The 25,176-nt window shown below is 51.8% G+C and carries 18 protein-coding genes and 1 pseudogene; all 19 read right to left on the minus strand.

The annotated features are described in order from the left end of the window. Positions 1-106: 106 nt before the first annotated feature. The 19 genes and pseudogenes from SACSAC_RS19685 to SACSAC_RS19775 all read right to left on the minus strand — a co-directional run bounded on the left by SACSAC_RS19685 (position 107) and on the right by SACSAC_RS19775 (position 25,083). Positions 107-1,621: a glycoside hydrolase family 30 protein gene (locus SACSAC_RS19685; RefSeq protein WP_037289520.1), complete on the minus strand. Its 1,515-nt coding sequence runs from the start codon at positions 1,619-1,621 to the stop codon at positions 107-109. Between the two features lie 76 nt (positions 1,622-1,697). Further along, positions 1,698-3,338, minus strand: coding sequence for a type 2 periplasmic-binding domain-containing protein (locus SACSAC_RS19690; RefSeq protein ID WP_037289522.1), 1,641 nt, complete (start codon positions 3,336-3,338; stop codon positions 1,698-1,700). Between the two features lie 72 nt (positions 3,339-3,410). Then, positions 3,411-4,325 (minus strand): carbohydrate ABC transporter permease, encoded by a 915-nt coding sequence (locus tag SACSAC_RS19695; RefSeq protein WP_051507272.1) that lies wholly within the window; start codon positions 4,323-4,325, stop codon positions 3,411-3,413. A gap of 13 nt (positions 4,326-4,338) precedes the next feature. After that, positions 4,339-5,316, minus strand: coding sequence for an ABC transporter permease (locus SACSAC_RS19700; RefSeq protein WP_051507273.1), 978 nt, complete (start codon positions 5,314-5,316; stop codon positions 4,339-4,341). Between the two features lie 171 nt (positions 5,317-5,487). Next, positions 5,488-6,492, minus strand: coding sequence for a LacI family DNA-binding transcriptional regulator (locus tag SACSAC_RS19705; RefSeq protein ID WP_037289524.1), 1,005 nt, complete (start codon positions 6,490-6,492; stop codon positions 5,488-5,490). A gap of 342 nt (positions 6,493-6,834) precedes the next feature. Then, the gene (locus SACSAC_RS19710) at positions 6,835-8,019 is read right to left on the minus strand and encodes a serine hydrolase domain-containing protein (protein ID WP_037293329.1); all 1,185 of its coding nucleotides are present in this window, start codon (positions 8,017-8,019) and stop codon (positions 6,835-6,837) included. Positions 8,020-8,123: 104 nt separating this feature from the next. Further along, positions 8,124-8,351 (minus strand): glycine zipper domain-containing protein, encoded by a 228-nt coding sequence (locus SACSAC_RS19715; protein ID WP_037289526.1) that lies wholly within the window; start codon positions 8,349-8,351, stop codon positions 8,124-8,126. Then, positions 8,351-9,283: an ATP-grasp domain-containing protein gene (locus SACSAC_RS19720; protein WP_037289528.1), complete on the minus strand. Its 933-nt coding sequence runs from the start codon at positions 9,281-9,283 to the stop codon at positions 8,351-8,353. The genes SACSAC_RS19715 and SACSAC_RS19720 overlap by 1 nt, the downstream gene beginning before the upstream one ends. Before the next feature lie 592 nt (positions 9,284-9,875). After that, positions 9,876-13,454 (minus strand): DUF5704 domain-containing protein, encoded by a 3,579-nt coding sequence (locus tag SACSAC_RS19725; protein WP_051507275.1) that lies wholly within the window; start codon positions 13,452-13,454, stop codon positions 9,876-9,878. A gap of 26 nt (positions 13,455-13,480) precedes the next feature. Next, entirely contained in the window at positions 13,481-14,434 is a 954-nt protein-coding gene (locus SACSAC_RS19730) for a copper amine oxidase N-terminal domain-containing protein (protein ID WP_037289531.1), read from the minus strand. A 253-nt stretch (positions 14,435-14,687) separates the two neighbouring features. Next, on the minus strand, positions 14,688-15,008 hold the full coding sequence (locus tag SACSAC_RS19735) for a hypothetical protein (protein ID WP_037289533.1): 321 nt from the start codon (positions 15,006-15,008) through the stop codon (positions 14,688-14,690). 49 nt (positions 15,009-15,057) lie between these two features. Further along, on the minus strand, positions 15,058-15,933 hold the full coding sequence (locus SACSAC_RS19740) for a DUF4261 domain-containing protein (protein ID WP_037289536.1): 876 nt from the start codon (positions 15,931-15,933) through the stop codon (positions 15,058-15,060). A gap of 85 nt (positions 15,934-16,018) precedes the next feature. Beyond that, positions 16,019-16,771, minus strand: coding sequence for an esterase family protein (locus SACSAC_RS19745; protein ID WP_037289538.1), 753 nt, complete (start codon positions 16,769-16,771; stop codon positions 16,019-16,021). Beyond that, positions 16,764-17,936 carry an ATP-grasp domain-containing protein gene (locus tag SACSAC_RS19750; RefSeq protein WP_037289540.1) on the minus strand — a complete coding sequence of 391 codons (1,173 nt, stop codon included), beginning with the start codon at positions 17,934-17,936 and terminating at the stop codon, positions 16,764-16,766. The genes SACSAC_RS19745 and SACSAC_RS19750 overlap by 8 nt, the downstream gene beginning before the upstream one ends. A 201-nt stretch (positions 17,937-18,137) precedes the next feature. After that, entirely contained in the window at positions 18,138-18,992 is an 855-nt protein-coding gene (locus SACSAC_RS19755) for a GNAT family N-acetyltransferase (RefSeq protein ID WP_037289542.1), read from the minus strand. Positions 18,993-19,082: 90 nt separating this feature from the next. Next, on the minus strand, positions 19,083-21,656 hold the full coding sequence (locus SACSAC_RS19760; protein WP_037289544.1) for an S-layer homology domain-containing protein: 2,574 nt from the start codon (positions 21,654-21,656) through the stop codon (positions 19,083-19,085). 452 nt (positions 21,657-22,108) lie between these two features. Beyond that, positions 22,109-22,711 (minus strand): annotated as a pseudogene (locus tag SACSAC_RS19765) (SDR family NAD(P)-dependent oxidoreductase); the annotation flags it as partial. A 75-nt stretch (positions 22,712-22,786) separates the two neighbouring features. Next, on the minus strand, positions 22,787-24,400 hold the full coding sequence (locus tag SACSAC_RS19770; RefSeq protein ID WP_037289546.1) for a sensor histidine kinase: 1,614 nt from the start codon (positions 24,398-24,400) through the stop codon (positions 22,787-22,789). Then, positions 24,397-25,083, minus strand: a complete 687-nt coding sequence (locus tag SACSAC_RS19775; protein ID WP_037289548.1) for a response regulator transcription factor — start codon at positions 25,081-25,083, stop codon at positions 24,397-24,399. The genes SACSAC_RS19770 and SACSAC_RS19775 overlap by 4 nt, the downstream gene beginning before the upstream one ends. Positions 25,084-25,176: the final 93 nt, after the last annotated feature.

A 25,176-nucleotide genomic window follows, 5' to 3' on the forward strand; every position in this document is an offset into this window, starting at 1 on the left:
ACCTGTGATACTTTGCGGTACATGCGATAATTAAAGAAGAAACAGCCCCTTCGACGTCGAAGGGGCTGTTTCTTTTCTTGCTTTAGTTTTCTAATTTTAGTTTGCTTTATTCTGCCGTATATAGCAGCGATACTGCGCTTTTTGCTTCAACATTGAAGCTGATTTCGCGGTCGTCGGCACGTCGGGTAGATGGAGATACCGACTCCGATTCGTTTTTCCCAGTCGACAGCATTCCGCTCCATTCCAGCGAAATCTGCCGACTCTGTTCCCCGTCGTTGAACAAAACGACGGCGATCGAACCGTCGCGGTTCTCGAACGCGACGGAGCGAATCTCTTCCGCCGGGCAGGATGACCCGATCCGCACGGCTCCCGGACGAATGACTTTGCTGAAATGCGCCAACGCATAATAATCGAGCGTATACGTCAGCTCTCCGGTCGCTTGGTTGACCTGTACGATGCCTCGGCAGGTGCTTTTGCCGAAGCCCGGCACCGTCGGGCCGTTGTGCTCGTCGAGCGCCATGTTCCACAAGACAAACGATTGGCTGTTATGCCGCAAAATATCGATGCCCGTACGCAGCACGTTCGAGAAAGCCTGCTCGAACGGAGGAATCCATTCGCCACCGGAGCCTTCGGTAAAATGGACTTCTTTTCCGGGTACTGCTTTCCATACGTCGGATTGCGCCGAAGCATTGCCTCCGTACCAATGCCAAGCCACGCCGTCTACCGCATCGCCCGCTCCTTCCAGCACTTCGAGCGGATAATCCGGCCGGTCCCAGTTATGGTCGTAGCACAGAATTTTCGTACTGATTCCGGCGCGCTCGAATGCAGGCTTGAGATGGTCCCGGATCAATACCGTCTGCTCGTCGGCCGGCATCAGCATGCTCGGATAATGCAGCGGCTCGTATAGCGATTCGTTTTGCGGCGTCACCGCATGGATCGGCAGACCGTGCACGGCATACGCCTGAATGTAGCGGACGAAATAATTCGCGAACGCTTCGCGATATTCAGGCTTCAGCCGACCGCCGAGCATCGAACCGCTGGTTTTCATCCATCCCGGCGCGCTCCACGGCGATGCCATCAATTTAATGTCCGGATTCAGCTCCAGCGCTTTTTGAGTCAGCGGAATCACGTCCGCTTCGTCGTGCGCGATCGAAAATCGGGCAAGCTGCGGGTCGCTGTCGCCTTCCGGCAGATCGTCGTAACTGTAGATGCTGCGCGCGTAATCCGAAGCACCCATCGGATTGCGAAGCACCGACAAGCCAATGCCTTTTTCCGCATCGAACAGTTTGACCATCAAATCTTCGCGTATCTGCTCGTCCAATACTTGATGGATCAAATAAGCCGCCGAATCGGTAAAAGAAGCGCCGAATCCGTCCATCGTCTGTCCGCGTTCGGAGAAATCGAGAGTGACGGCGGCTGCGGCTTGAGACGACGTATCGTGCGCGTTCGCTGTTTTCACCGTGACATCCGGCTGCTCGCGTTCGCCATTCAACGGCGGTGCGCCACTGGCAGATGCCGTTTCTTCCGCTATCTCCTGTTCGCTGCCGCGCAGTTCATCCAAGCTTAACTCTCGGAATAATTCATGTTCGCCCCGCGAACGGTAAATCGTCCATCCGGACATATCAGACCCTCCAGTCTTTGTGCTGATTTTCGCTTCGGACGCGATCTGTATCTTCGGACCGCCATCCTATCGATTTTTATTCAAGACCCAGCTTTTCTTTGTTAGCCGCCATTTTTTCGCTGCGAATCTTCACGATATCGGCCCAGCGGTTTTGTTCCAGGAAAGATCGGTATTCGTTCAATACGGCGTCGAATGTGGCATCGTCTTTCGCGCGGATCATGCTGACCAACGTCGTGTTCCATTTGGTATTAATCGCCGTCAATGCGCGCGCTTCGGCGGTGCCTTGATCCGGGTTGATGTTTTCAAGCAGGAAATGCGGAACCAGCTTGCCTTCGCCCCACTCTTGCATCTGCTTGACGGATTCCGGGAACGCGTCGTCGCTCAGCGCTTTGTGCTTGTCATGGCCGAAGAACATGAACTCGCCCATCCGATAGTCTTTTTTATAGCGGTCGGCATCGTCTTTTTGCAGCTTTTTGATTTCCGGCAGCAGTTCGATTTTGCCGTCGGCCGTTTTCTGATAGGTCTCGCCTTCGATCCCGTAGTTCATCAGCATTTGCCCTTCTTCGCTCAGCAAATACGTATAGATTTGGATCGCTTTGGCCGGGTCCTGCACTTTTTTGGTCACGTAAGTCGCCATCCAGCCGGTAATGCCGGATTGGTTCAGCGTCGGTTCGTTGCCTTTGGTGCTTTGCGGTCCGTCGATCGCCATATACGCTTTGTCGGGATTCGCCGTCATGAAGATTTGCAGATTGCCGCTTTGCTGAGGCGTGCCGTCAAGCAGCATCGCCGCATATTTGCCGACTTTTACTTTTTCCTCGAACGCTGTTCCGTCGTCCGCGAAGCTATCGTCGCTCAAGTCTCCGGCACGATAAGCTTCGTTCAACGTTTTGATCCAGGCCAGATAATCCTCATCCAGATTGCGGTCGTAAAATTGTCCGTCTTCCGTTTGCAGCGGCACGCCGAGGAAATCCTGAAGCGTATCGCCGAGCGAACCCGTTCCTTCTCCGATCGAATTGAATCCGAACGGAATCAGATCCGGGAATTGCTGCTTGATCTCGCCCATCACTTGAACGAATTGCTCCGGCGTGCCGATCTCCGGGCTGCCGAGCGCTTCGTATACGTCTTTGCGGATCACGAATGCCGTTTTCGCCGGAATTTCTCCGCTGTCGTAATCGGCCTGCGTATTGGAATAGTTCGGGTACCCGTACGTTTTGCCGTCTTTGAGCTGGAACCAATTCAACGTGTCGGCAGCGGCCACTTTGTTGAAATACGGATCGTACTGCTCGGCCAGGTCGTTCAACGGAAGCGCCCAGGTCGCGGCTTTTTGCGCTACCGCGGAGTTGGAGTCGAACACCGTGATCAGATCGGGCATGTCTCCGCCGGCGAAAAAGGTATTCAGCTTCGTATCGTCGCCCGTGATGAACTTGATATCGATGTTAAGGTCTTCCTTGATCTTTTTCGTGACCAAGTCTTTGCCGAAGTCCGTATTCCACCAATCCGCGTTGACGTACCAAGTGAGCGTCGTAGATTCGGCTTTTTTGTCCAACTGCCAGGCCGGCGTCTCGGGATCAAGTTCGTAACGGCCTTCCAGCGATACCGGAGCCGCCGCTTCGTTGTCCGAACCGCCACCGCATCCGGTTAGCATCAGCGCCGTCGCCAGCACGCCCGCGCCCCATTTCCAAGCCGATTTTCTTAAAACGTTTTTATTTCTTTGCATATTTAACCCCTCCGATTCGTATGAATGGTTTTACCCGTAAATATGGTTTTGACCGATCGATCATGCCGCTGCTTACTCCTTGACCGCGCCCAGCATCATACCGGAAATGAAGTACCGTTGCAGCAGCGGATAGATCGCCAAGATCGGCAGCGTGGTGATCACGATCGTCGCAAGCTGAACTCCTTTGGTCGTCGTCTCGATGACTACCGAACCGCCGATGTTCTGCATGGACTGCGTTTGCGATTGCACGATGATCTCGTACAGCATCATTTGCAGCGGATATAGCGATTGATCGGTGATATACAGCTTGGTCGTCATGAAATCGTTCCATTGGCCGACCCCGTTGAACAACGCGATCGTCGCCAGCGCCGGCATCGAGAGCGGGATGAACAGACTCAGGAACACGCGCCAATCGCCCGCCCCGTCGATCTTGGCCGATTCTTCCAGCGCGTCGGGCACGTTGCGGAAAAAGTTCATCAGGATCACGACGTCGTAATAACTGAACAGCGCCGGAATGATGTATACCCAGAAGCTGTTGAGCAGTCCGAGCGATTTGATGAGCAGGTACGTGGGGATCATGCCGCCGGAAAAGAACATCGTGATAACGCCCATCGCCACGTACAATCTGCGACCTCTTAAGTATTTTTTGCTCAAACCGTAAGCAACCATCGCGCAGAAAAAGACGTGCGTGGAGACGCCGACGATCGTTTTGGATACGGAAATGAAGAATGCCTGCCAGATGCCTGCGTCCCGGAATACCGCGCGATAATTTTCCAGCGAAAATTCCGTCGGCCAGAACACGAACCCGCCTTGCGCGAGCGATTGCCCGGAGCTGAACGACGAGACGAGCACGTTCCACAGCGGAACGACGATCGCGACCGTGAAGAGCAAAAGCAGCGTCATATTGATCGTATCGAAGACCCGGTTGTCCAGTCCTCCTTTGATCCGGGTCGGCTTGATGCCGCTCGGTTTGGTTAACAAGCCCATACGTTTGTCCTCCCTACAGCACGGATTGGTTATCGTTCATTTTGCTCGTCACTTTGTTCGCGGTCAGCAATAAAATGACGGATACGATCGAGACGCCGAGACCGACAGCGGTCGCGTATGAGAAGTCGCCCTGGGCCAAGCCCATGCGGTACACGTACGAGTTGATGACTTCGGCTTTTTCCCGGTTTTGCGAATTCATCAATACCAGCGTCTGGTCGAGGTTCGAACCGAGCAGGCCGCTGATCGTCAAGATCAAGTTCAGGCTGATGATCATCTTCATGTTCGGCAGCGTAATATTCCAGATCTGCCGGAGTCGGCCCGCCCCGTCGATCTTCGCCGCTTCGTAATAGGTCGGGTCGATCTTTGCCATGATGGCGAGATACAAGATGGTGCCCCAGCCGGATTCTTTCCAGATATCAGACAGCGTGGCGATCCACCAATACTTGTTCGCGTCGAGCAAAATGTTCTGCGCGTTGGAGATCAGCCCGAGGTCAAGCAGAAGCTGGTTGAACAGCCCCGTCGTGGAAAACCAGGTGATCATCATCCCGCCGAGCACGATCCAAGACAAGAAGTGCGGCAGGTAGGAGACGGTCTGGACGAACTTTTTGAAACGGTTATAACGGACCTCGTAGATCATAATCGCCAGCACGATCGGAAGAACAAACCCGATGCCGAGCTTGAGAAAGCTGATCGCGAGCGTATTGACGACGGAATCCCAGAAGTAGCGATCCGAGAGGATAATGCGGAAGTTCTCCAGTCCTACCCACGGCGCGCTGTCCAGCGTATCGATCACGGTGTAGCTTTTAAAAGCAATGGTCAGGCCGTAGATCGGCACGAAGCAAAACACGATCATGAACAGGATGCCGGGAATGACCATCGTCTGAAGTTCCCATTGGCGGAAGTAATCGATCGCGAAGCTTTTGACCCGCTGCCCGATCGACGGCTTGTCGCTCGTAGGCTGATTAGGCGAGGTTAGCGCGGATTTGGCCATCTGAATGGCTCCTTTCGTTTGCTTGTTCATTTAATTAAAACGTTTTTATTGGTTTGCAAAAAAATGCTGCCTTTTCGAAATGCGAGCGGTTACATTTCCGTGTTAAAAGAACTGTCGGAACAACAGCGGCGGTTTGCGCTTTGTCCCGACCGAAAACCGTCCCATTACCGTTCAATCGACCGGAACGTGGCTGGAAGCACGGACGATCAGCTCGCCGGTCAGCGTCTGACTCTGCCCTTCTTCTTTGCCCTGAATCATGCGCACCAGATGATCGACGGTCAAAATCGCCTGGCGGGCGATCGGATTACGGACGGTCGTCAGCGGCGGCGAGAAATACTGCGCAATGTCGATGTCGTCGAAACCGACCACGCTGACATCTCCCGGAACCTCGTAACCGTGCGCTTTCAGCGCTTGAACGCAGCCCATCGCGCTCAGATCGTTGCCCGCCAAGAATGCGGTCGGCAACTTGCTCGCGTGCATTCGGATAAAAGCCTTGATCGCGTTGAACGTGCTGTCTTCTTCGAAGTATCCCTGGATCACGTAATCGCCGTCGAACGGCAAACCGTACTCCTTCAGCGCGGCCAGATAGCCGTCTCTGCGCCGCACGCTGTCGAACATGGTGTCCACGCCGGAGATGTACGCGATCCGTTTGTGTCCCAGTCCGATCAGATACTTGGCCGCTTCGTACCCCGCCGCGTACGAGTCGAACGTGACGCTGCCCATCGTGTCGTTGCTGAATGCCCGATCCAGAAACACCGCTTTGATCTTGTCTTTTTGCATAATCTCGATGTCGTGTTCGTCGATCTTCAACTCTTCGTAGATGATCACCCCGTCGACGCGCCGACCGAGGATATTGCTCATGATGACTTGCTTGTCCTTGGTTACGAAAACGTTCAGCCCGTAGCCGTGCCGTTCGCACTGCCTCGACATCGTCTCGATCAGCTTGTAGAAATAAGGACCCGATACGCTTGTCGTGAAAAAACCTAGCATCATCGTCTTGCCTGATTTCAGCATCTTGCCGTTGAGGTTCGGCACGTAATTAAGCCGCTCCGCAACCTCCAGAACATGCAGCTTCGTCGCCGGATTGAGGACGTCCACGTCGTTGAGCGCGTTCGACACCGTGGAAATCGACACTCCGGCTTCTCTTGCGACATCCCGAATCGTAATTTTAGCCATAATTTCGTTCCTTTTTATAAAAACGTTTTTATGAAATTAAAAATAGCACAGGATAGATCGAGTGGCAAGACAAAATTGCGAAATGAGAAAAAACCGCTCCGCCGGATCGCGAAACGGTCTTCGTTCATACTAGTAGCTTGACCGCGCAAGAGATTAGGTTACGCCCCCGAAAACCCGCTTGAACCGTGAGTGTTTCCGATGGACGCAAACCTTAAATTTAATGCGGTCAAGCTACTGTCGTGATGGCAAATTTTCAGGGCTCCATTATTCCTTTGGCGACGCGAACGATAAAGACGATACTCGGGCAAACGCCGAGGCTTACGTTCCCTATCCGCAAGGTCTTCAAGCCTTGAACAACGCCTCTCCCACCAGCTTTGCCGCCTGATCCGTACCCAGCTCGCCAAGGCCGAACATCTGCTTCAACTGCCCGACAAAGCTGACTCCGCGGTTGGACAATACGACAAAGCCGGATTGCAAGTCCCGGTTAAACGCCGCGTAGCTGGTGAATCCGTACGTGCCTCCGTTATGCCAATGGGTCACGGTTCCGTCTTGGCGCATGGAACGCATCCAGGCGTAGCCGATTCCCACGCCTTTGGATAACGCGACGGAGGCTTGTTCATGCTGGCAATCGAGCAGTGCCGGTTCCAGTTCTGCCGCATTCGGATGCTGTCCGAGCTGCGCTTCCAGATAAGTCAGCATATCCGGTAGCGTGGAATGTACAGCTCCGGCTCCCGCCATGGCAGAGGTAAAGTCCCAATGCGGCATTGGGCGACCGCCTGGGGCATGACCTGTGAGCAGCGTTGCACGGGAAGATGCAGCTAAAGAAGTTTGATGATCGCCATGCTGAATTTTGGCGTTCGGCGACTGTATCACCGCTCCGCCGCCAGCCACCGCCTCAATAGGTTCTTCCATAGCCGCAGCTTCATTTTTCCCCACGGGATTTTCATTAAGAATCGCCATTACGCTGTCATTCATACCCAAGACGTCAAAAAAGTCCTGCTGAAAAGCTTGAGATGCAGGTACACCGGAAGCATGGCTTAATGCCCATCCCAGCAGACCGTAACCGTAATTGGAATACTCATGCTTGCTTTGCGCACGCAGTTTCTCCTCGCGCACCGCCGCAAGCAGATGTTCTTCCGTATACGCCGCATAAGGGTTAGTCTTGTCCTGTTTCATCGAAAGCATGACATGATTCTTCGCCAGCCGCGTCAAGCCGGATGTATGGGTAGCCAATTGTCGCAGCGTGACCGTTCGCGCAAACTCGCTGTCCGCAAGTTCGGGAACCAGCTTTGCCAGCGGATCGTAGGCTTGCCATAATCCGTCCTGTTCTCCTTTTGCCAGACGCAGTGCGGTCATCGTTTTGGTAATGGAGCCGATCTCGTATTGGTCTTGCGTTGACTTCTGGTTGGGTGTCCAATAAAATTTCTCTCCGCGCACGATCCAACCGACTGCCGGCGCATGCTCGGGCAACGACGCCCAGCGGGTGATTTTCTTGTTGTTGGTTAACATATGCTTCACGGCATCCACCAAGAAAGCCCTCCTTCTATTCAAATGATCTTACATGCAGAGCGGAAATTCGGATCTAAATAAGCATAGAGATTCGGGCAACCTATTTGCTAGGCAATCCAGAGCTAGTCCGATATCTCTTTATCTTTACGTTTTTGAGCAGCGGTTCCAAAAATCACGCCTAATGCAACGCCGAGCGGCATCCCAATCGCCAAATTTTCAATTAAGATACTGAGTACCATACCGAACGCTGTACCGATCAAAATACCAATACCTAGGGCCTTTTTTCCAACTGCTGTTGATTCTTTATGCGACTTATCCATCCCTTGTCGTTCATTGTGGTTAGGGTTCATTAGATATCCCTCTTCTCCAACGACTTTTTCAACTGTACATAAAAATGTTCCGGGTTTGTATGATCCGGCAATCCGGCCACTTGACCGTCTCCCAGCTCCAACACGATCCACGGACCGTTATTGGTTTTCGCAAAATCGATCGTGAAGAAGCGGCTCTCAATCGATCGGATGACCGCTTGAAATTCACCTAACACGGCGTTAAAAGCTGCATCCTCGCCTGCTTCCCAGTAAGTGGATACAAAGATCGGGTTGCCGTCTAGCACGAAAACTCGGATCTCCCGGGATAACGGCATGCCGCTGAGAGGATGGCGAGACAACACTTCAAGTTCTGCAAAAGCGCGGAGCACCAGTCCTTCGTTCAGCTGACTGCCTTGCAGCTCCAGAAAGCGTCGCACCGTCTGTCGGACATTCCCTTCATCAGACGCATCTGGGATATAACAGGCCTCGTCCCACTCATGCTTGCGTGATTTGACGTAGTCCTTAACGATAATTGGATGATTGTCGAAAACACGAACGGCTTCCGTCGCAAGCTCCTCTGCCGCGTCGATGGATACCGGATTCGGCAGCGGGAACCAGATCGACTTCGGCGTCACGTCTGCGATCTTGGCATAGGATTCCGGCAAATAGTGGACATGGCGATATTGCTCAGGTGTATGGATCAGGCGCAGATTCCGTGTCAGCAAGGCTGCGTATAGGCTCTCGTATTCGTTAGGTCGCAGCATCCATCCTCGGTATAGTGCAGGTTGAGGTTCGGGGTGCCGGGCGACTCGTTTGAGTGATTTTTGCGGGTTGTTACTCACTAAGAGTTCTTCCAGGTCAATGAGTCCGACAGCGAACCCTACCTTTTCGGCGGTATGATACTCGTCGATGTAGCTATCGTCCGCTTCCCGCGGATTCATTGGAGAAGATGCGAATAGGACAGTACAGGTCATATCAGTTACTCCTTTCGAATATTGACTACCGGACACTCCCCGTCCGTCTTCTGTTGTTAATGGTAAAGTAACGCGGGGCGGTTTGCAATTTTGCATGGGGTTGGTCGGGAGTTAGGGTTAGGGTAGTTGGAAAGGAAAAAGTGCGAATGGGAAGCTCAGATGAAATTCCTGAGAGGTTCGCACCCTGCGCCGTGTAAGGGATTGAAGGATTTGAGTGGTGTTTTGGGGTAGTTTTAGGTAGGCTGAATTTGAGGTTCGCACTTTTGGGGTTGGGGGGCTTGTGGGAGTTAGGGTTGGAGTGGGTGCAGTCACATTCCGTGGGGGGCGTGGATTGAACCGTTGGCGAAATGTTGCTGGGCACATCGCTCTGGGTCGCACTCTGTGGGGTGCGTGGGTTGAAACGTGATATTGCGTCCGGCGAGTTCCTGCACGGTGGGTCGCACTCTGTGTGGGAGCGTGGATTGAAATTGATAGACACGTAGCTTCATGTAAGCTTTATTCTGTCCTTCCAAAAGCCAAAAAAACCAAGAGGAGCTTTCTAAAAAATCAGAAAGCTCCTCTTGTATTTCTACTTTTCAGCTATACTCCGATCCTAGTGCGGCACTTCTGCTTGGAAATCGTCTTTATACGACTTATCTGCGTTATAGAACACAATATCCCCATCCATTAAGGAAAACGTATTGTTCCACGAGTCCTTTACCGTACGCTTGAACCCCTCTAACGTCCATTGGTTCATCAAGGGCGCGTTGATGTACTGCAAATGCGGCGCGCCTAGATTCCCTTCTCGAATACTCTCGATGTTGAAGTTCAACACAATATACCCATCACGCAGAAAGATGGGATCTCGCCGAGTCAAACCGCCATGCGTACGGCCATACTCCGCCAGATTCGTTCCTTTTTCCACCACATACGGATCTCCCGGCAGACTATATTGACCATACCATTTCTGCATGGCCGCATTCGCTCTCGCATGATCCACCGAACTCGGTAAATTGTTTTTCGGCCCGATCAAGGTCCGAATCTGCTCCGGCAACAGTATCAAATCAAATCCACCTACGGGCGTCTTCTCTTTCGTAAACCGCCGAATGTAATCCGAAATGAACATTTCTCGACTTACACTGTTCATTTCCGCAAACGTATAGTAATGATCATATTTATACCGCGCCGTATCCCTCAGCTCTTCATCCGGTACATTTCGCAAACGATCGTTCAAAATGACATATCGCTCCTGCGTATCCTCGGGTGACCCGACTTTAATAAAGGTCCGATGGTCGTCATTGTAATACAAATCTACTGGCGTCTTCACTTTGCCGTCTTTGCTCGCAAACGTAAAACTCGGCGTAATCCGAATACCATCCATCTTGCCGAACATATTCCCTTTCGTCTTTAGGTCGAATTTAATGTGATACCCCGTTTTCACGGAGACATTCTTGGTTCCTTCCACTGGATTACTTCCCGGTAGAATCGGTAGGGTAAACGGCGAGACATTCCCGCGCGCTGCCCCGTCGATTCCAAACAATCCAGTCCAGTAGGTGTTGCCTGTATGCGTAGCACTCCCTTCCATCGTTCGGAATACCATCTCCCAATTGTAATCCGCAACATCGGTGATATGGAAATCATAAAGCCGACCGATCACTTCAACATCTACGCGATCCGTTGCCACATGTGCAAATAAGTCCAAATTGGCTTCACTTTTATAAGGAAGACCTTCCGGTGCATTTTCAGCAATATTCCGAAACTGTACGGTATAATCGCCTTCGTCGATCCAAACAGGCAGAAAAAATGTCGTGTCCAGTTGTCCCACCGGAATATCGATCCATGTCCCTTTTTCATAATAGATGGATTTGTCTGCCGTATACACGCCGAACGGAAAACTCACTTGTTTGGTTCGGAAATACTTGGCGTAATCCCGATTGCCGTATCCCGGAATATTGAGATGCTGTCCGTTCGTGGGAATGCGCAACGTAAACGGACGATCCAAGATAAACGCCGCACGAGAATAATTCGGTGTCGTCTTCTGATTATGTGCCTGATCATCGGTGACTGACGAGTAATTGACAACAGGTGTATGCACGGTAACGGTATTCACATTTTGTAAATCAAAAGTTCGATCTGCGCCTCCGCCTACATTCCCCGCCAACAACGCATAGTCAATTTTACCGCTGCCTGGAGTATTCGCACGATTTTCCAATCGATTTGAGATCGTATATCCGTGCCCATATAAAACATCTCTGTCGATCATCGTAGGTTGAGGCAATCTTCCTGGCATCGGTGCATTTTTTTTAGTCCACTCTTCACTCATAATTGTGCTTTCATTAAAAATAACCTTATCGTTCTTCGCCTGATTTTCTCCTACAGCTCCATCTGCCGCATCTGAGAATTCTGTTGCATGTTCTGGAATACTTGGAGGTGTAGTCGTAGGTTCTTCGGCCGTGACATCCTGTGCGCCCAAATCCACCGGTCTACAAGACGCTTCTTTCACATGGTCCGTGACTTCATGACTATTCGCAGTACTCAACACAGGAGAGGTGTAGCCGTTGGGATCAAGTTCAACTTTTCCATTCGGAAGAGCATAATTGCTGAACTCTGCCCCAGCAATTTTGTAAACTTCAAGATTATTAATCTGCCAATAAGAAAAATCGCGTGTGATCGTGATGTTCTCATTTACCACTTTGCGATCTGACATCTCCACTCCCGGTATTTCAGGCGTCGTTTCTGTAGCAGGTGTGGAAGGCGTCGTCCAAAACAGTTTATATTCTTTGCGTACAGGAACGGTGAATGTAACTTGACCTTTCATATTCCCAAAATTGTAACGATGCAAATGAGATAAACCAAACGCATTCACGTAGAGGTCTTCAGAAGTCGGAATTCCTTGCAAAACATCAAAAGCCTCAGCATCCCGCAAGTCTGCACGAATAACCCCTGTCGCTTGCGGATCGAGTACCTCGTCGCTTTGCGCTCCGAATGGACTTGGCTGGCCGATCACGAAGCTGCATTCGCCTATAGTAGAGCCACCTGATCCCTCGTAATAAAAGTTAATATAGTGTGTCGGATAAGTACCGTCGTAACGAATGGAAGGATCACCGGATTGGATATCGTCGCCAGAAGGAACGCCTACTTTGCTCTCCTTGTAGCCGACATAACGATATTGTTCGTTGCCAGAGGTATGTAAGATGGTGTTATTCCCGCGTTGCAAACTTTTCGCTTGATCTTCAAAGCCTGCGACATTGCGAAGAGATTGCCCGGTTGTTGTGTAATGACGTATTTCTGCGCCCGCTTTGGGTTCGTAATACATGATGAGCGTCGCCTTATCGTAAGATCCGTCATAGCGTATGGATTCTGGATTTCTTTCGATTATAGCTCCGCTCGGTGGATCGTCAGTCTTGCTGAGTTTATACCCGGCGTATTTCCAAGCGGACGAGACGGGAGGGGTCTTGCTATATGTTCGACCGGATTGCAGACTTTCTGATGTCGACCTGAATGTTCCAGTGGAGTCGAGAGTGGCTAAGCTTCGTCCATCGGTAGTGAAGTAGCCGGTGTCGAGTTGGCCGTCGAGGGTGAATTCGAAGATAAGAGGAAAATAATAGCGGCGCGCTTCAATATTACTATCATAGTATTGGGTCATTTCTTCTTCATGAATGATGTCATAAGGAACTCTTGCTGTAAGTTTGCCAGTAATCCCAGCATTGAAAGTAACTGTATCACTACCAATACCTCTTTTATTTTCAACGCTTCTTACAGAAGTCACTGTCCCTACTCTCAGTGCATAATCTGAATACGGATCGCCTTGACGAGATTCGTTAAAGTATTCAATATGTTTATCTTCAGAAGCACTGAATTGATGGACTTCAACATCCCGAACAGTCCTTCCCGGAAACGAAAAGCTATAATCCGAATTTAATAAATTAGGCCCTATAACTTGATCAGGCGCTGCATCTCCGGCTGTTCGAATATACCACTGTCCTCTTGAGTTTTTCCAAATATCCGCATACATAAAAGCTACTACATACCTTTTTGTAGGGGCACTATCCGGGTCTTTATAAGGGGTTATATGTGAATTGCTATTACTCGCTGCGGCCTCTATGTGAATAAAGGAACCAAATAATGAATTGAAAAATAGGACTGCGGTTAGCAGCCCTATACTAAGAATCCTTTTTTTGATTTTCTCCAAGCCAATTCTCCTTTATATCGTGTCTTTTATTTGAATTTATTTTTCATTAATACTAAATCATTTCTTCCTAAAGAAAAGCTTAAGTAATCAATATTTCTGATTTTCATGTCATCGTAATTATCCAAGCCCAGTGAAATCCGATCTGCACGATCTACTATTGCAATATAAGAAATTCTTAGCGATTTATTACTATCGGATTTATCTCTCAATCCCACAATTTCGCTTCTAATCTTCTCTGGTTGCCCCTGTTCATAAAGAAAATAACTCATTCCAATAATACTTTTACTATCAGAAATAGTACGAATATATTCTTCCCCTAATGTATTTTTGACGATATCCATGCGGTAAATCGTTTGATTTCCTACATTTAGAGGAAAATCCGATTCAGTAATTACTCTAGCTTGAGTTAGAGGTTTTCCATAGCCATTAAAATTGCTCAAGTTTAATTTTAGAAATGATTCATATGTATTAAGACTTTCCAATTCCGTCTCATCTTCAATCTTAGGCACTTCCCTACTCCCAATCCAAACAAATTTTGAAGCACTATCCCAATTAACCGATTCTCCTAGCCCTTCACTAACAAAACGAAGCGGCACCAGCGTTCTTCCGTCTTGAGCAATAGAGCTAACATTCAACTTTAACGTCTTTCCATTTACGGTTGCTGTATTTGAACCAATGGTTAGTTTGACTACTTTTTTATCTTTGACGATCGTTATGTTTTTTCCTTGTAAAGATAACTTGCCACCCAAAGACTGCGTAACAAAGCGTAACGGAATCATTGTCGTTTCGTTTTTTATAACAGGTTGCACATCAGGGAAATTTACTCTGTGTGCATCAACCAGTACATGAATCGGTAATTTCGCTAATTCTGCTGCCGAAAAAGTTGTAGCGGCTTCAGTCTTTGCCAACGGCTGAATGGACAATACGATACCCGCTATAAGTGAAACCTTCCCCAATATACTCCAAACTTTTCCCCCCATTTTAAACCCCTCCGTCAATCATGCTTATTTCGATACGATGTTCAGAATTCATTTCCAGTTATATAACTAATTTAACGCTAACTCGCTAAATCCTCTTTTTTCCGAAAAATCCATTCAGTTGTCAAAGAACACGCAAAAAAGCGGACAAACCTTTCCCGTAGGAAAATTTGTCCGCGTGCTTCGCGAATCGCATGAGTTATTTCTTTCAATTTAGTATAGGATTACTCGAAAAGCAAGCAAGTTCGAAAAATATTCACTTTATTGTTGTCTGCTCAGTCCCTACATACACCTTCACGCTTTCCGCCCGGTCGCCTTTCAACGTCTTGAACGTCACCGAGATCGCAAAACTCAGCACATTGTCGCCCAGCCTGATTTCTCCGTTGGCTGCTCCCGCTTTTCCATGGCTAATCGCTTGGAACACGGTAATTTCGTCCGGCTCGGCATCGAACGATTCCCCGTAGATCCGGACAGAATAATCTTCGTCGGAAGCCGAAGCTCCGGATTTACCAAGCGTCGCAACCACTTTAATCGCCAATCCTTCCACAAACGCATTTTTCGGCGAATTGCTGCACATTCCGCTTCGAACGATCTTTATGTCGATTCCCCCTTAAGTCGAAAAGACCTCAATCGCCTTCAATCTTCACCGTCATCCCTTCAAGCGCCACACCGGCAGACCGTACCAGATTCAATGTCCGACCCGCTCCAAAAGCTACCTCTTCCCCGCCCTGGAACCGGATATTCCGCGAGATCGCATAGTGCACCACCGAGAACGTCAGCTCGAAGATTTCGTTCCCCGAACGCGGCGAATCCACCAGTTCGAACTCGTCCGAGCCGAAATCCGCCATTCCGTGCGTATAAGCCGCTCCTCCTTGCGCTCCACCGTACAACCCGACAAAGACCCACAAATTCACCGGCAGCTCCTGCTCTTTTAACAACTCCGCACTCGCTAAATAATCCGCCCGGCTCACGAGCAACGGCGCCGAGTAGACGGCAAGCGCATTCATTTCTCCGTCCAGCAAAGCCGCGATCGCCTGCGTCAGGAAGCGGTGTCCGCTCAAGCCGTTAGGCGCGTTGCGCAGCGTTACGAGCAGCTGCGCGGCATAGCCCGTAATCTCCTGCTCCGCCTCCGGCCACAGTTGATTATACTTCGCGTTCTCTTCGGCCTCACTATTCGGCAGCGGCGCCGGTATGTACTCGGCCGTAACCGTCATGCCCCGATAATGCGCGATCAGCTGCCCGTCATGCAAGCCGCCTTCCGCTTCCGCGCCTTGAATCCGCAGCTTTTGCATCACGCCGTCCAACTGCGGCGGCTGCGAGTTTTTTAGCAAAACATGACGGCTTAGCGTAACCGTATCCGGTCGATGTTCCGGAATTACGCTCCAAGCGGCAATTCCCCTGCTCGAACGCGGCTCCCGATCCGATACTCTCGAAGTCTCCCGCACCGCCGTTTCCTCGTCGTCTTCCGTCAACTTTTTAAACCATTTTGTGAAAAAACTCATCGTTGTCCTAGCTCCTTCCGTTTTCCGATGAACAACGGACACCCGAACGATCCGGGTATCCGCGCCGTTTTCCGGAATTCTTTTTTTACAATAAATCCTGCATATAATATCGAATTTGCTTTCTCCACCAGTGCCAATCGTGATTCACGTCATAGCCCCAAAAATCGAGCCGCGCCGGAATCACTTTATTGTACAGCACTTCGCCGAGGCGCGCCGTCTCTTCCCGCATCTCGTCTTCCCACTCGCCCTGACCGCAGCAGATCACGATCCGGCTGCGACGATACTGCTCCAGTCTCCAATCGTCGGTCAGCCCCGGCAAATAGTCGAGCGGCGAGTTGTAGTAGACTGCACCGTCCCGGTACCCTCCGAAAAAGTGATTAACCGAATACACCCCGCTTAACGCAAGCAGCGTATCGAAGAACTGAGGATGCCGGAAAAAGAAATTCGCGCTGTAGTAAGCTCCCATCGAGCAGCCGCTGATCAGGATCTTTTGCTCGTCTCCGCCGTTGTTTTGCTTGCTTTCCCGCAATATCCCCGGAATCAGCTCCTGCACGATATACGCGTCATACTGCTCGTGGCGGCCGATCCGGTCCTGAATGTTCCAATGCGGCGAGAAAAACGTCTCTTCGTCCAGCGTGTCGCACGCCCATACCTGAAGCTTCCCCGCATCGATCCATTCGGCCAGCTCGTCGATCATGCCCGAATCTTCATATTGATAAAAGCGTCCGAGCGACGTCGGGAACACCAGCATCGGTTTGCCCCGGTCGCCGTACACTTTATATTCCATGTCGCGGCCGAGCGCCGGACTGTATTCTTTTCGATATTGCACGTTAACCATGGTCCACCGCCTGAATATAGTCCGCGATCTCGCGCACCCGATCCAACGAATCCGCACGGAACTGATACGCCCGATTGCCGCTGGCCCGACTGAAGATCGCGTCGATCTCGTCGTAACGGACTACGGCATCGCCCAGCTCGCGCAAAATGTCTTCATGGCTATGCACGTAATGCTTGCGGTCTTTGCGGCTCGCGTATCCCGTGAAATACCGGCCTTCCGGCGGCGCGCCGCTTCCTCCGTGCACGACCGTTCTCGCCCACAGCGAATACACGTCCACCTCGTACGAGTAGTTGATCGCATCCGTCATCCACGCGCCCGGCGGCCGCATATTGACTTCAAGCGCAATCAGTCGGCCGTTTTTGTTGGATTTGAACAGCTCGATATGGAAGAAGCGTTCCCGAATCCCGAAAGCCTCCAAAATGCTCCGTCCCGCTTTCTCCACCTCGGGATCGACGTTTTTTAAGCAGAAATAACGCAAATGATCGTCGTCGCTGACCACTTTCATGATGCTTTGCTCGAACCGGTGGCTGGCCTGAAACCGTACAATCCCTTCATGGTCGATAATCCCGTCGTACGTCAAAATGATCCCGTCGATAAACTCTTCCATAATAAACTCCGTGTCGGCTGGCCGCGTATGCAGGAAATAGTCTAACTCCTCCTGATCGCTCAGCTTGTACGTATGGCTCGCGCCCGATCCCAGATCCGGCTTGACCACGACGGGAAAGCCGTTTTCCGCTATAAAAGCAGCCGCGCTGATCCGATCCGGATTTTTCAGAAAACGCACCGTGTCCACGCCGCTTTTCCGGAAAAAGTCTTTCATCTTCGATTTCTGTTTTAAGTTATCGACAAAGTCGGCTTTGGTGCCGTCGATATTGAAGTCGGTGCGCATCTGCGCGTCGCTCTCCAGCCAATATTCGTTCATGGACTCGAAGCGGTCGATTTTGCCGTATTGATGCGTAAAGTAGCCCACCGCACGCAGCGTCTCGTCCTGGTTCTCCATATTGTCGACGCGGTAATATTCCGTCAGCGCGCCGCGCAGTCGTTCAGGCAGGTCGTCATAAGCGGCGTCGCCGATGCCCAGCACCGTCGCGCCCTCCTCATGCAGCCGAATCGCGAACTCGCCGCTGCTGCCGGGAAAGTGGGGAGAGAAAAACACAAAATTCATGATCGGACCGCCTCCATCGCAAGATTGTACCTAATTTATCAGTCTACGGGGTTTTCGTCAATTTGCAAAGCTTCTGTCGCCTATGTAAAAACGCCGCCGGACATCTGCCCGGCGGCGAATACCGTTGGCCGATCGGCCAACAGGAGTCGGGGATGCGCGGGTGCGTCGGCTTTTCCGCCTCCGCCCCCGATCAAGCCCGCGTTACAGTCTTTTTTCCAAACGAATAACCGATTTGATCTTCGCCGCATGCGGCGCAAGTTTTCGTTCGGCCAAACGCAGCATCGTCTGATTGTCTCCGGAGATGCTCATCATGTGATAGGCGAAACGCTCCAGCAGCCGATGCTTTCGATTAAGCTCGGCGAACAAAGCCATGCCGTTGCCCCGAATGCGATACTTGGTCTCGACATGCATGGAGCGGAGCAGCAGCAAATTCGAAGCCAACTGCTGAACGCCCAGCCATCCGGCAACCTTGCCGTCGATCTTCAGCATCGTGCTGAATTCCGGGTGGAGCATCCGCTCTTCTTCAAACGGATGCAGGTCAGGCGGAAGCGAAGCGGCAATCTGCTCCAGTTCTTCGCGTTCTTGCGCCGTCGCCGACAAAAGCGGCTTCAATTCGCAGCCTTCGGATAGCCCAAACCGCGACAACCAACGTTCTTGCTGCACACTGGCTGAACGGAACGTGTAGCTCCGTACTTGCAGCTTTTCCGATGCGTAGCCGCGTTTGATCAGAAAATCTCTTTCCGGACAGGGTTCGCCTTTGCGCATCGTCAGCGTAATGCGGACCGTACGGCAGCCCGCTTCGATCAGTTGACGTTCGGCTTCCAGCAGTAAACGGCTGCCGATTCCGAGCGTTCGAAACATTTCGGGCACGTGCAGAACGCTAATGCTTCCCGTACCCGATCTCGGGTGCGAGATGGCCAGCGCCGTACCCGCGAACAAACCGTCGTCAAGTTCGGCGGTCAAGCCGATCGAGCCCGGAGGCAGCGGGTCGGACAATCCGGGCAGATAACGACGAAAACGCTCCGCCTCAGCAAGAATCATGTTGATTTTAATCATGTTGAATTCCTCCCGGCCTGCCTGCATTCGTCAAACGTATAAAGGGTTCACCCAATAATCGGCAAAGAAAAGTCGCCGCAAACTTTCCGTCTATTCGATCGGTGCCGACAGCGTAACATCGGATTCTGCGGAATCCGATCCGCTCGGAGCGACAAGCTCGAAAGAGTCCGTTTCTTCATTGTAGGACAGCGACTGCGGATCGGCAAAATCTTGATCGTAATTGCTCAATGCGGCTTGATTTTTGTTTAAACCATGAATGAAAGCTTGGGTCGTCATGGTAAGGTTCATGCCTTGCTGATCATAATCTTGAGGCGTCGCGGACGTATTCTCCAGTAAAGCCTTCGCCGAAACGACCGCACTTTGCAAGATCGGGCGGAAATTGCTCGGATCCGTATTTTCTTCCGAATTCAATGCGCTTTCGGCGATCGCGATGCTTTCGTTCAAGTTTTGCCAAGATTTTCGGAGCGCCGTCCACTTTTGTTGAGCGTCCTGCAATTGAAGAAGCAGTTGTTGTTCAAGTTCGGGCTCGATCTGATACTGATCTGCATGTTGAATCTTGATTGCGCCGACGGCGTTTTTGAACTGTTCGTATGCCCACTCCGGATCTCCCGGCTGTTCGACGCCCGTATCGATCTCCTGGATTTGGACTTCAAGCACGAAAATTTGCCGAGCCAAATGCGTATAATTTTTGGAATCCCGCAGGAACTCGGTATACACGGTCAAATTTTGCGCCGCCGTGAACAAAACTTCTTCGGAAGACGCGCTGTCGCCCAAAATCAAGTTCGCTTCCTCCACCATATTTGTCAAAGTTTGATGGGGCATTTCCGGGTATTCTTTGCCGACCACTTCGCCGACAGCTGCCTCGAGCAATGCGTTTTCCGCATCCCGGATCGCAACAACCAATTTGTCGTAAGCTTGAACCGTCGATGCCTTTTTGAAGGCTTTGACCGCTTCGCCAAGCTTTTGAATAGCGGACCCTATGGCAGAAGCAGAGATCGAAGCGCTAGCCGACGCCGTTTTCGCTTCCTGAATCGCCGCTGCCAAAGCATCCGCCGACTTCTGCGGAACTTGTCCGGATTCGGTTCCGCTATTCGTCGATTTCAACAATTCCTGCGCGGACTTAATTGCAGCGTCAAGAAGCGTTTTATCGACCGCGGGAGTCGGAACCGACGGAGTCGAAGGCAAAGTTGTACCGCTTCCGGCCGCAGGCGTCGATACATTAGGGGTTGGTACAGCAGGAGTCGATCCGACAGGCGCCGACGACTGTCCGTTTACCGAACCGACTTTTCCGGATACCGCCGAATAGTTCTCGATGACCGACGACGGCGACGTATTTTGCGGAAGCGTCAAGCTTTCGATTCTGGCATCGCTGCCAAGACCGACTTTGGTCAGTCCCGAAATATTTAACGATCCTACGGCCGCGTTTATCAACACTTTGCCTGTTTTCGGATCAACGAAAAATTCCGCGATTTTCGAATTCAACCCGCCGCTGATCGTCAGATCGTTTTGCGCAAACAGCTTCGCCACTGTCGATACGCCTGTTAAGTCGACATGCACGTTCTGTTTGTTCACGTTCATCGTATTCAGCTTCGCGTTGCCGAAGACCACCGTATTTTCGTCGCCGCCCAGCACGTTCGTATCGCCTTTAACTGTAAGACTTTCACTCAGAAAATCATGTTCCACTTTGCCGCTGATCGTCAGATTGCCGTCGATCGACAGTTCGTTCAATGTGAAAAAGTCGCCGTTTACCGTAACGCCGCCTTCGATCTTGCTGCCTCCGCCGTTCAGTACGACATTGCCGCTGAATTCGTCTTGACCGTTAGCCGCTGCTTGGCCCGCCGCATTCAATTCCAAACCGCGCACCGCCTTCACCACGCCGCCGGAGATCGTGACTTTTGCGTTCGCTCCGACCAGTGCAGCCGCATTCGAAGCGGCAAACAAACCGGCTACCTCAGGCGAGACGCGGTAAGGCACGCCGCCAAACTTGACGATACCGCCTTGAACCGCCTCGATCTTCTGCGTTTGCAGATTCGATGCTGCCAGTACCGCCGAAGCCGCTTCGCCGCGCAGTACCTGTTTGCCAGGTTGGATTCCATCGACATATACGCCGAGGAGTCCTGCGGACGCCGCTTGCTTTAATGAAGTTGCGGCCCAACTGCTAGCCGAAGCCAGACTTTCGTCGGACACGCCCGCGCCTGCGATCTGAATCGGTTCAGCGGTCAGATCCAATGCTTTTGCCAACACAATGGCCATTTGCTCTTGAGTGACTGGAGCATTCGGCAGAAAAGCATTGCCGCTTCCGCTCATCCAGCCTTTTGCGCGCAGCGCTTCGATAGCCGGGGAAGCCCATGAAGAAGCTTTGATATCTTTATAGGAAGAAACAGAAGCCTTTGTCGGCTCCAGGCCGAATGCGCGGGCAACGAGCACGGCAAATTCCGCACGCGTCAGCGCGCGTTCTTCAGCCAAGTTTCCCTGAGGATCGCCTTGGATAATGCCGCGCAGCACGGCGCGTTCTGCATCATTGCTTTGCAGCATCAAAGATTGAGGAGGTACGGCTGCGTCGGATGCAGCTTGAGCCGAGAGAGGAAAAGCAATCGCACTAGCAGCGATCGCCGAAGCGGCGACACCTTTAGCGGAGAAGAAGTTCGAGGCGGATGTTTTCATAGATGGCTCCTTATCGCGTTGCCTTTTGCAGACAAAGCTTCTCATGTTGGTGCCTTAATAATAATTTAAATTTGAACAAAATCAATAGGATTTGCCTACGAATTGCAAATTTAAAATTCATGCAGAAAATACAAATCAATCGAAACGTTTAAATCTCCATTCCTCCTCTCATAAACCCTTTATTATCCATTGTTTCAACCTTCCTGCATCCTTGAATTCGCTTCTTTTCTCCCAATAATTTCTATCCAACTTCTACAAAAAAAGAGCACCCTTTCCGTCACCGGAATCGCTGCTCTTTTTCCTCTATATGGATAAAATAAATATACTATTACTGTGGACGCATTCGATTTAAAGTTTGCGTCCCTCGGAAACACGTACGCTTCAAGCGAGTTTTCGAGGGACGTAACCTAACATTTTAAGCGGTCAAGATACTATTTTGTCCGGTCTGCGTCTTAACGGCTCGTATACCCCGCATCCACATGCAGCGTCGTCCCCGTCACGTACGAAGACATATCCGAAGCCAGCCACAGGCTCGCCTGCGCGACTTCCTCCGGCTGCGCAAAGCGTCCGAGCAGGCTCAGCATCGGCGCGAATTCTTCTGCCGTTTGCCCGGTTTCGGCCAGCGATCCGCGCAGCATCGGCGTATCGATGGCGCCCGGCGCAACGTTATTGACGCGAATCTGGTGCACGCCGTTTTCCAGCGCCGCTACTTTGGTCAGACCGATAATGCCGTGCTTTGCTGCCACATAAGCCGGGTTGTTCGGCTGCGGACGGAACCCGCTAACCGAGGAGATGTTGACGATCGAGCCGCCTTCGCTCTGCTTGATCAGCTGCTGAAGCTCGTACTTGAGACATAGAGCCGTACCCGTCAAATCAATCGAAATCAATTTGTTCTAGTAAGCTTCGTCAAATTCTGCGGTAGGCGCGTTATCCGGCGTCAGCGCCGCATTGTTGATCGCCACGTCAAGCCGTCCGTACGTATCCACCGTTGCTTTGACCATCGCCTGCACTTGCTCGCTGCTGGCGATATCTACCTTTTGGAAAAACGCCGTTCCTCCGGCCGAACAAAGCGGTAACGGAGAAGAGGGCCGGTCGCATCATTCATGCTCCCCACCCTCTTTGAGCCTGCCTCAAACCAGCGGCAGCACAAGCGTAAACGTGCTGCCTTCGCCCGGAACGCTGCAAAGCTCCAGCGTTCCTCCATGCGCTTCCGCGATCGCCAGCGAGATCGCGAGGCCCAAGCCTGCGCCGCCGCTGCGACGCGAGCGGGACTCGTCTCCGCGATAAAACCGTTCAAATACTTTTTGCTGCAATTCCGGCGGAATCCCCGATCCGTTATCGCTTACCTCGATTAGCATCCGTTCCCCGCGCAAACGAATCGCAAGCGAAATTTTCCCCCGTTTCGGATCGGTATGCTGCACGGCATTGCCTAACAAATTCAATACAACCTGCTTCAGCTTATCCGGATCGCCGGATACGCGGATATCCGGTCCTGCTTGCATGTCCAGCAAAATCTGCCGCTCTCCGGCCAACATGCGCAAATGAGACTCCAGTTCGCGAAGCAGCTTCTCGGGCGAAACGTCCGCAAGCCGTAATTCCGGCCTGCGATCCAGTTTAACCAACATCAGCAAATCTTCGACGAGCTTGGTCATTCGCTCCGATTCCCCATGCATGCTGCGAAGCGCGGAGCGCAATTGCTCCTCGCTGATCCGGCTTCCCCGCAGCAGCACTTCCAAAAACCCGCGAATCGACGTCAACGGCGTCCGCAGTTCATGCGAGGCATCCGCAATAAACTGCCGCATCCGTTCCTGCGATTCTTTTTCCGCGGCGAATGCTTCTTCCAACCGCTCCAACATCCCGTTGAAAGACAACGCCAACCGATCAATCTCGGCTTGTCCCTCTTCGGCGTGAAACCGTTCGTCAAGACGGCCCGCATCGATGACTTTAACCGTCTCGACCATGCGGGATAACGGCGAAAGCGATCTGCGCAGCACCGGACGATACAGCGTAAAGCCGCCGGCCAACGCCAGCATGGACAATCCCGCGAAGATCGCCAACTGACGCCACAGTATCGCGGTCAGCGGTCCGGTGGGAATCCCGATCTGAAGCATGGGCATCCCGCCGCTGCCCAAACCGCCTGCCGGGCGAAGAACGACAAGCTGCTCTGTTCCGTCTATATCGGACGCTAGCACATAATTCACTTTGCGCCCGGGCTGCAAGACCTTTTCGCGTAGCAAGTTATAATCTTCTTCGCTTAATAAAGGAGCCGGAACCCCGTATTTCGCGTTCAGATCATCAACCTCGCCTGTCGGATTGATCGCGGCCAGCGATAGCCCTCCTAACAAAAATTCCCGCCGATCGGGCGTCGATTCATCCGGCGCTTCGTCCGCTTCGTAGCCGCTTTCGTCCGCCGCGTTTCCGCTCCCGTAAAAATCTCCTTCTTGGGACTGTAGCGGAGCCGGACGCTGCGGAAGCGCGTTCGCCGCATCCGACTCGTTCGCTGCCGGTTCGTAGCCTTTCTTCACGTCTGAGCGCCATTCTTCGATCAGGAACGGAGGAATCGAACGAAACTGGGCTTCGAGCGTCTCTGCCTGATTTTGATACAAAAAGCCGCGCATCAAAAAGTATTGAAATCCGCCGATCAACAACAGCAGCACGGCCAACACGAATAATGAACGCGCCAAGAGTTGGGCATAGAGCGTTTTTTGCGCAGGCTTTTTTTGTGCTTTCGCATCCGCGTTCATGACAGATCCATCCGGTAACCGGCGCCGCGCAGCGTACGGATCAGCCGATGTTCCTTGTCCCCCAGCTTATCGCGCAGAGAACGGATGTATACCTCCACGATGTTCTCCTCGCCGCCGAACTGATAGCCCCAGACACTGTCGAGAATCTTGGTTTTGCTGAGCACGATACCGTGATTGAGCACCAGAAATTTCAGCAGTCCGTACTCGGTCGGGGACAGCGCCAAAGCTTCCGTCCGGTACAAAATCTCCCCGCGCCGCTCGTCGAGCCGAAACGGCCCGATCTCCACCCCTCCGAGCAGATTCGGAAACTGGTTGCGCAACCTGGCCTGAATACGGGCAAGCAATTCCTCGAAGCTGAACGGCTTCACGACGTAATCGTCCGCGCCGAGCGTTAGTCCCGCCACCCGATCATCTACCGCATCTTTGGCGCTGAGCATGATGACCGCCACGTTTTCCGCGCGCTCTTTCAGCTTTCGGCAAACATCGAATCCGTTCATTTCCGGCATCATGATATCCAAAATGACGATATGCGGCCGAAACTCTTCGGCTTTGCGCAGCGCCTCTGCTCCGTTTTCCGCAGTGCATACTTCATACCCTTCTCCTGCCAGCCCCAGTTCGAGAAACTGCAAAATATTCGGTTCGTCGTCGGCCAATAGAATTTTGACGCCTTTTTCGCCCGTCAAGGGATCTCCTCCGTTTCGGTCCAGGTCATTCACCCGGATGATTTCTATCGCCCATTATGCCTGATCCCCTTGGCTTTCAGCAAACATTCAGTT

The organism is Saccharibacillus sacchari DSM 19268 (genome assembly GCF_000585395.1).
In the GTDB taxonomy this organism is placed as follows: Bacteria; Bacillota; Bacilli; order Paenibacillales; family Paenibacillaceae; genus Saccharibacillus; species Saccharibacillus sacchari.

Excerpts from the sequence above, each read along its gene's own strand:
- SACSAC_RS19685 (WP_037289520.1), bottom strand. The coding sequence starts at position 1,621 with ATGTCCGGATGGACGATTTACCGTTCGCGGGGCGAACATGAATTATTC.
- SACSAC_RS19755 (WP_037289542.1), bottom strand. The coding sequence starts at position 18,992 with ATGATTAAAATCAACATGATTCTTGCTGAGGCGGAGCGTTTTCGTCGT.
- SACSAC_RS19740 (WP_037289536.1), bottom strand. The coding sequence starts at position 15,933 with ATGAGTTTTTTCACAAAATGGTTTAAAAAGTTGACGGAAGACGACGAG.
- SACSAC_RS19690 (WP_037289522.1), bottom strand. The coding sequence starts at position 3,338 with ATGCAAAGAAATAAAAACGTTTTAAGAAAATCGGCTTGGAAATGGGGC.
- SACSAC_RS19770 (WP_037289546.1), bottom strand. The coding sequence starts at position 24,400 with ATGAACGCGGATGCGAAAGCACAAAAAAAGCCTGCGCAAAAAACGCTC.
- SACSAC_RS19730 (WP_037289531.1), bottom strand. The coding sequence starts at position 14,434 with ATGGGGGGAAAAGTTTGGAGTATATTGGGGAAGGTTTCACTTATAGCG.
- SACSAC_RS19735 (WP_037289533.1), bottom strand. The coding sequence starts at position 15,008 with ATGTGCAGCAATTCGCCGAAAAATGCGTTTGTGGAAGGATTGGCGATT.
- SACSAC_RS19760 (WP_037289544.1), bottom strand. The coding sequence starts at position 21,656 with ATGAAAACATCCGCCTCGAACTTCTTCTCCGCTAAAGGTGTCGCCGCT.
- SACSAC_RS19750 (WP_037289540.1), bottom strand. The coding sequence starts at position 17,936 with ATGAATTTTGTGTTTTTCTCTCCCCACTTTCCCGGCAGCAGCGGCGAG.
- SACSAC_RS19705 (WP_037289524.1), bottom strand. The coding sequence starts at position 6,492 with ATGGCTAAAATTACGATTCGGGATGTCGCAAGAGAAGCCGGAGTGTCG.
- SACSAC_RS19720 (WP_037289528.1), bottom strand. The coding sequence starts at position 9,283 with ATGACCTGTACTGTCCTATTCGCATCTTCTCCAATGAATCCGCGGGAA.
- SACSAC_RS19745 (WP_037289538.1), bottom strand. The coding sequence starts at position 16,771 with ATGGTTAACGTGCAATATCGAAAAGAATACAGTCCGGCGCTCGGCCGC.
- SACSAC_RS19715 (WP_037289526.1), bottom strand. The coding sequence starts at position 8,351 with ATGAACCCTAACCACAATGAACGACAAGGGATGGATAAGTCGCATAAA.
- SACSAC_RS19695 (WP_051507272.1), bottom strand. The coding sequence starts at position 4,325 with ATGGGCTTGTTAACCAAACCGAGCGGCATCAAGCCGACCCGGATCAAA.
- SACSAC_RS19700 (WP_051507273.1), bottom strand. The coding sequence starts at position 5,316 with ATGGCCAAATCCGCGCTAACCTCGCCTAATCAGCCTACGAGCGACAAG.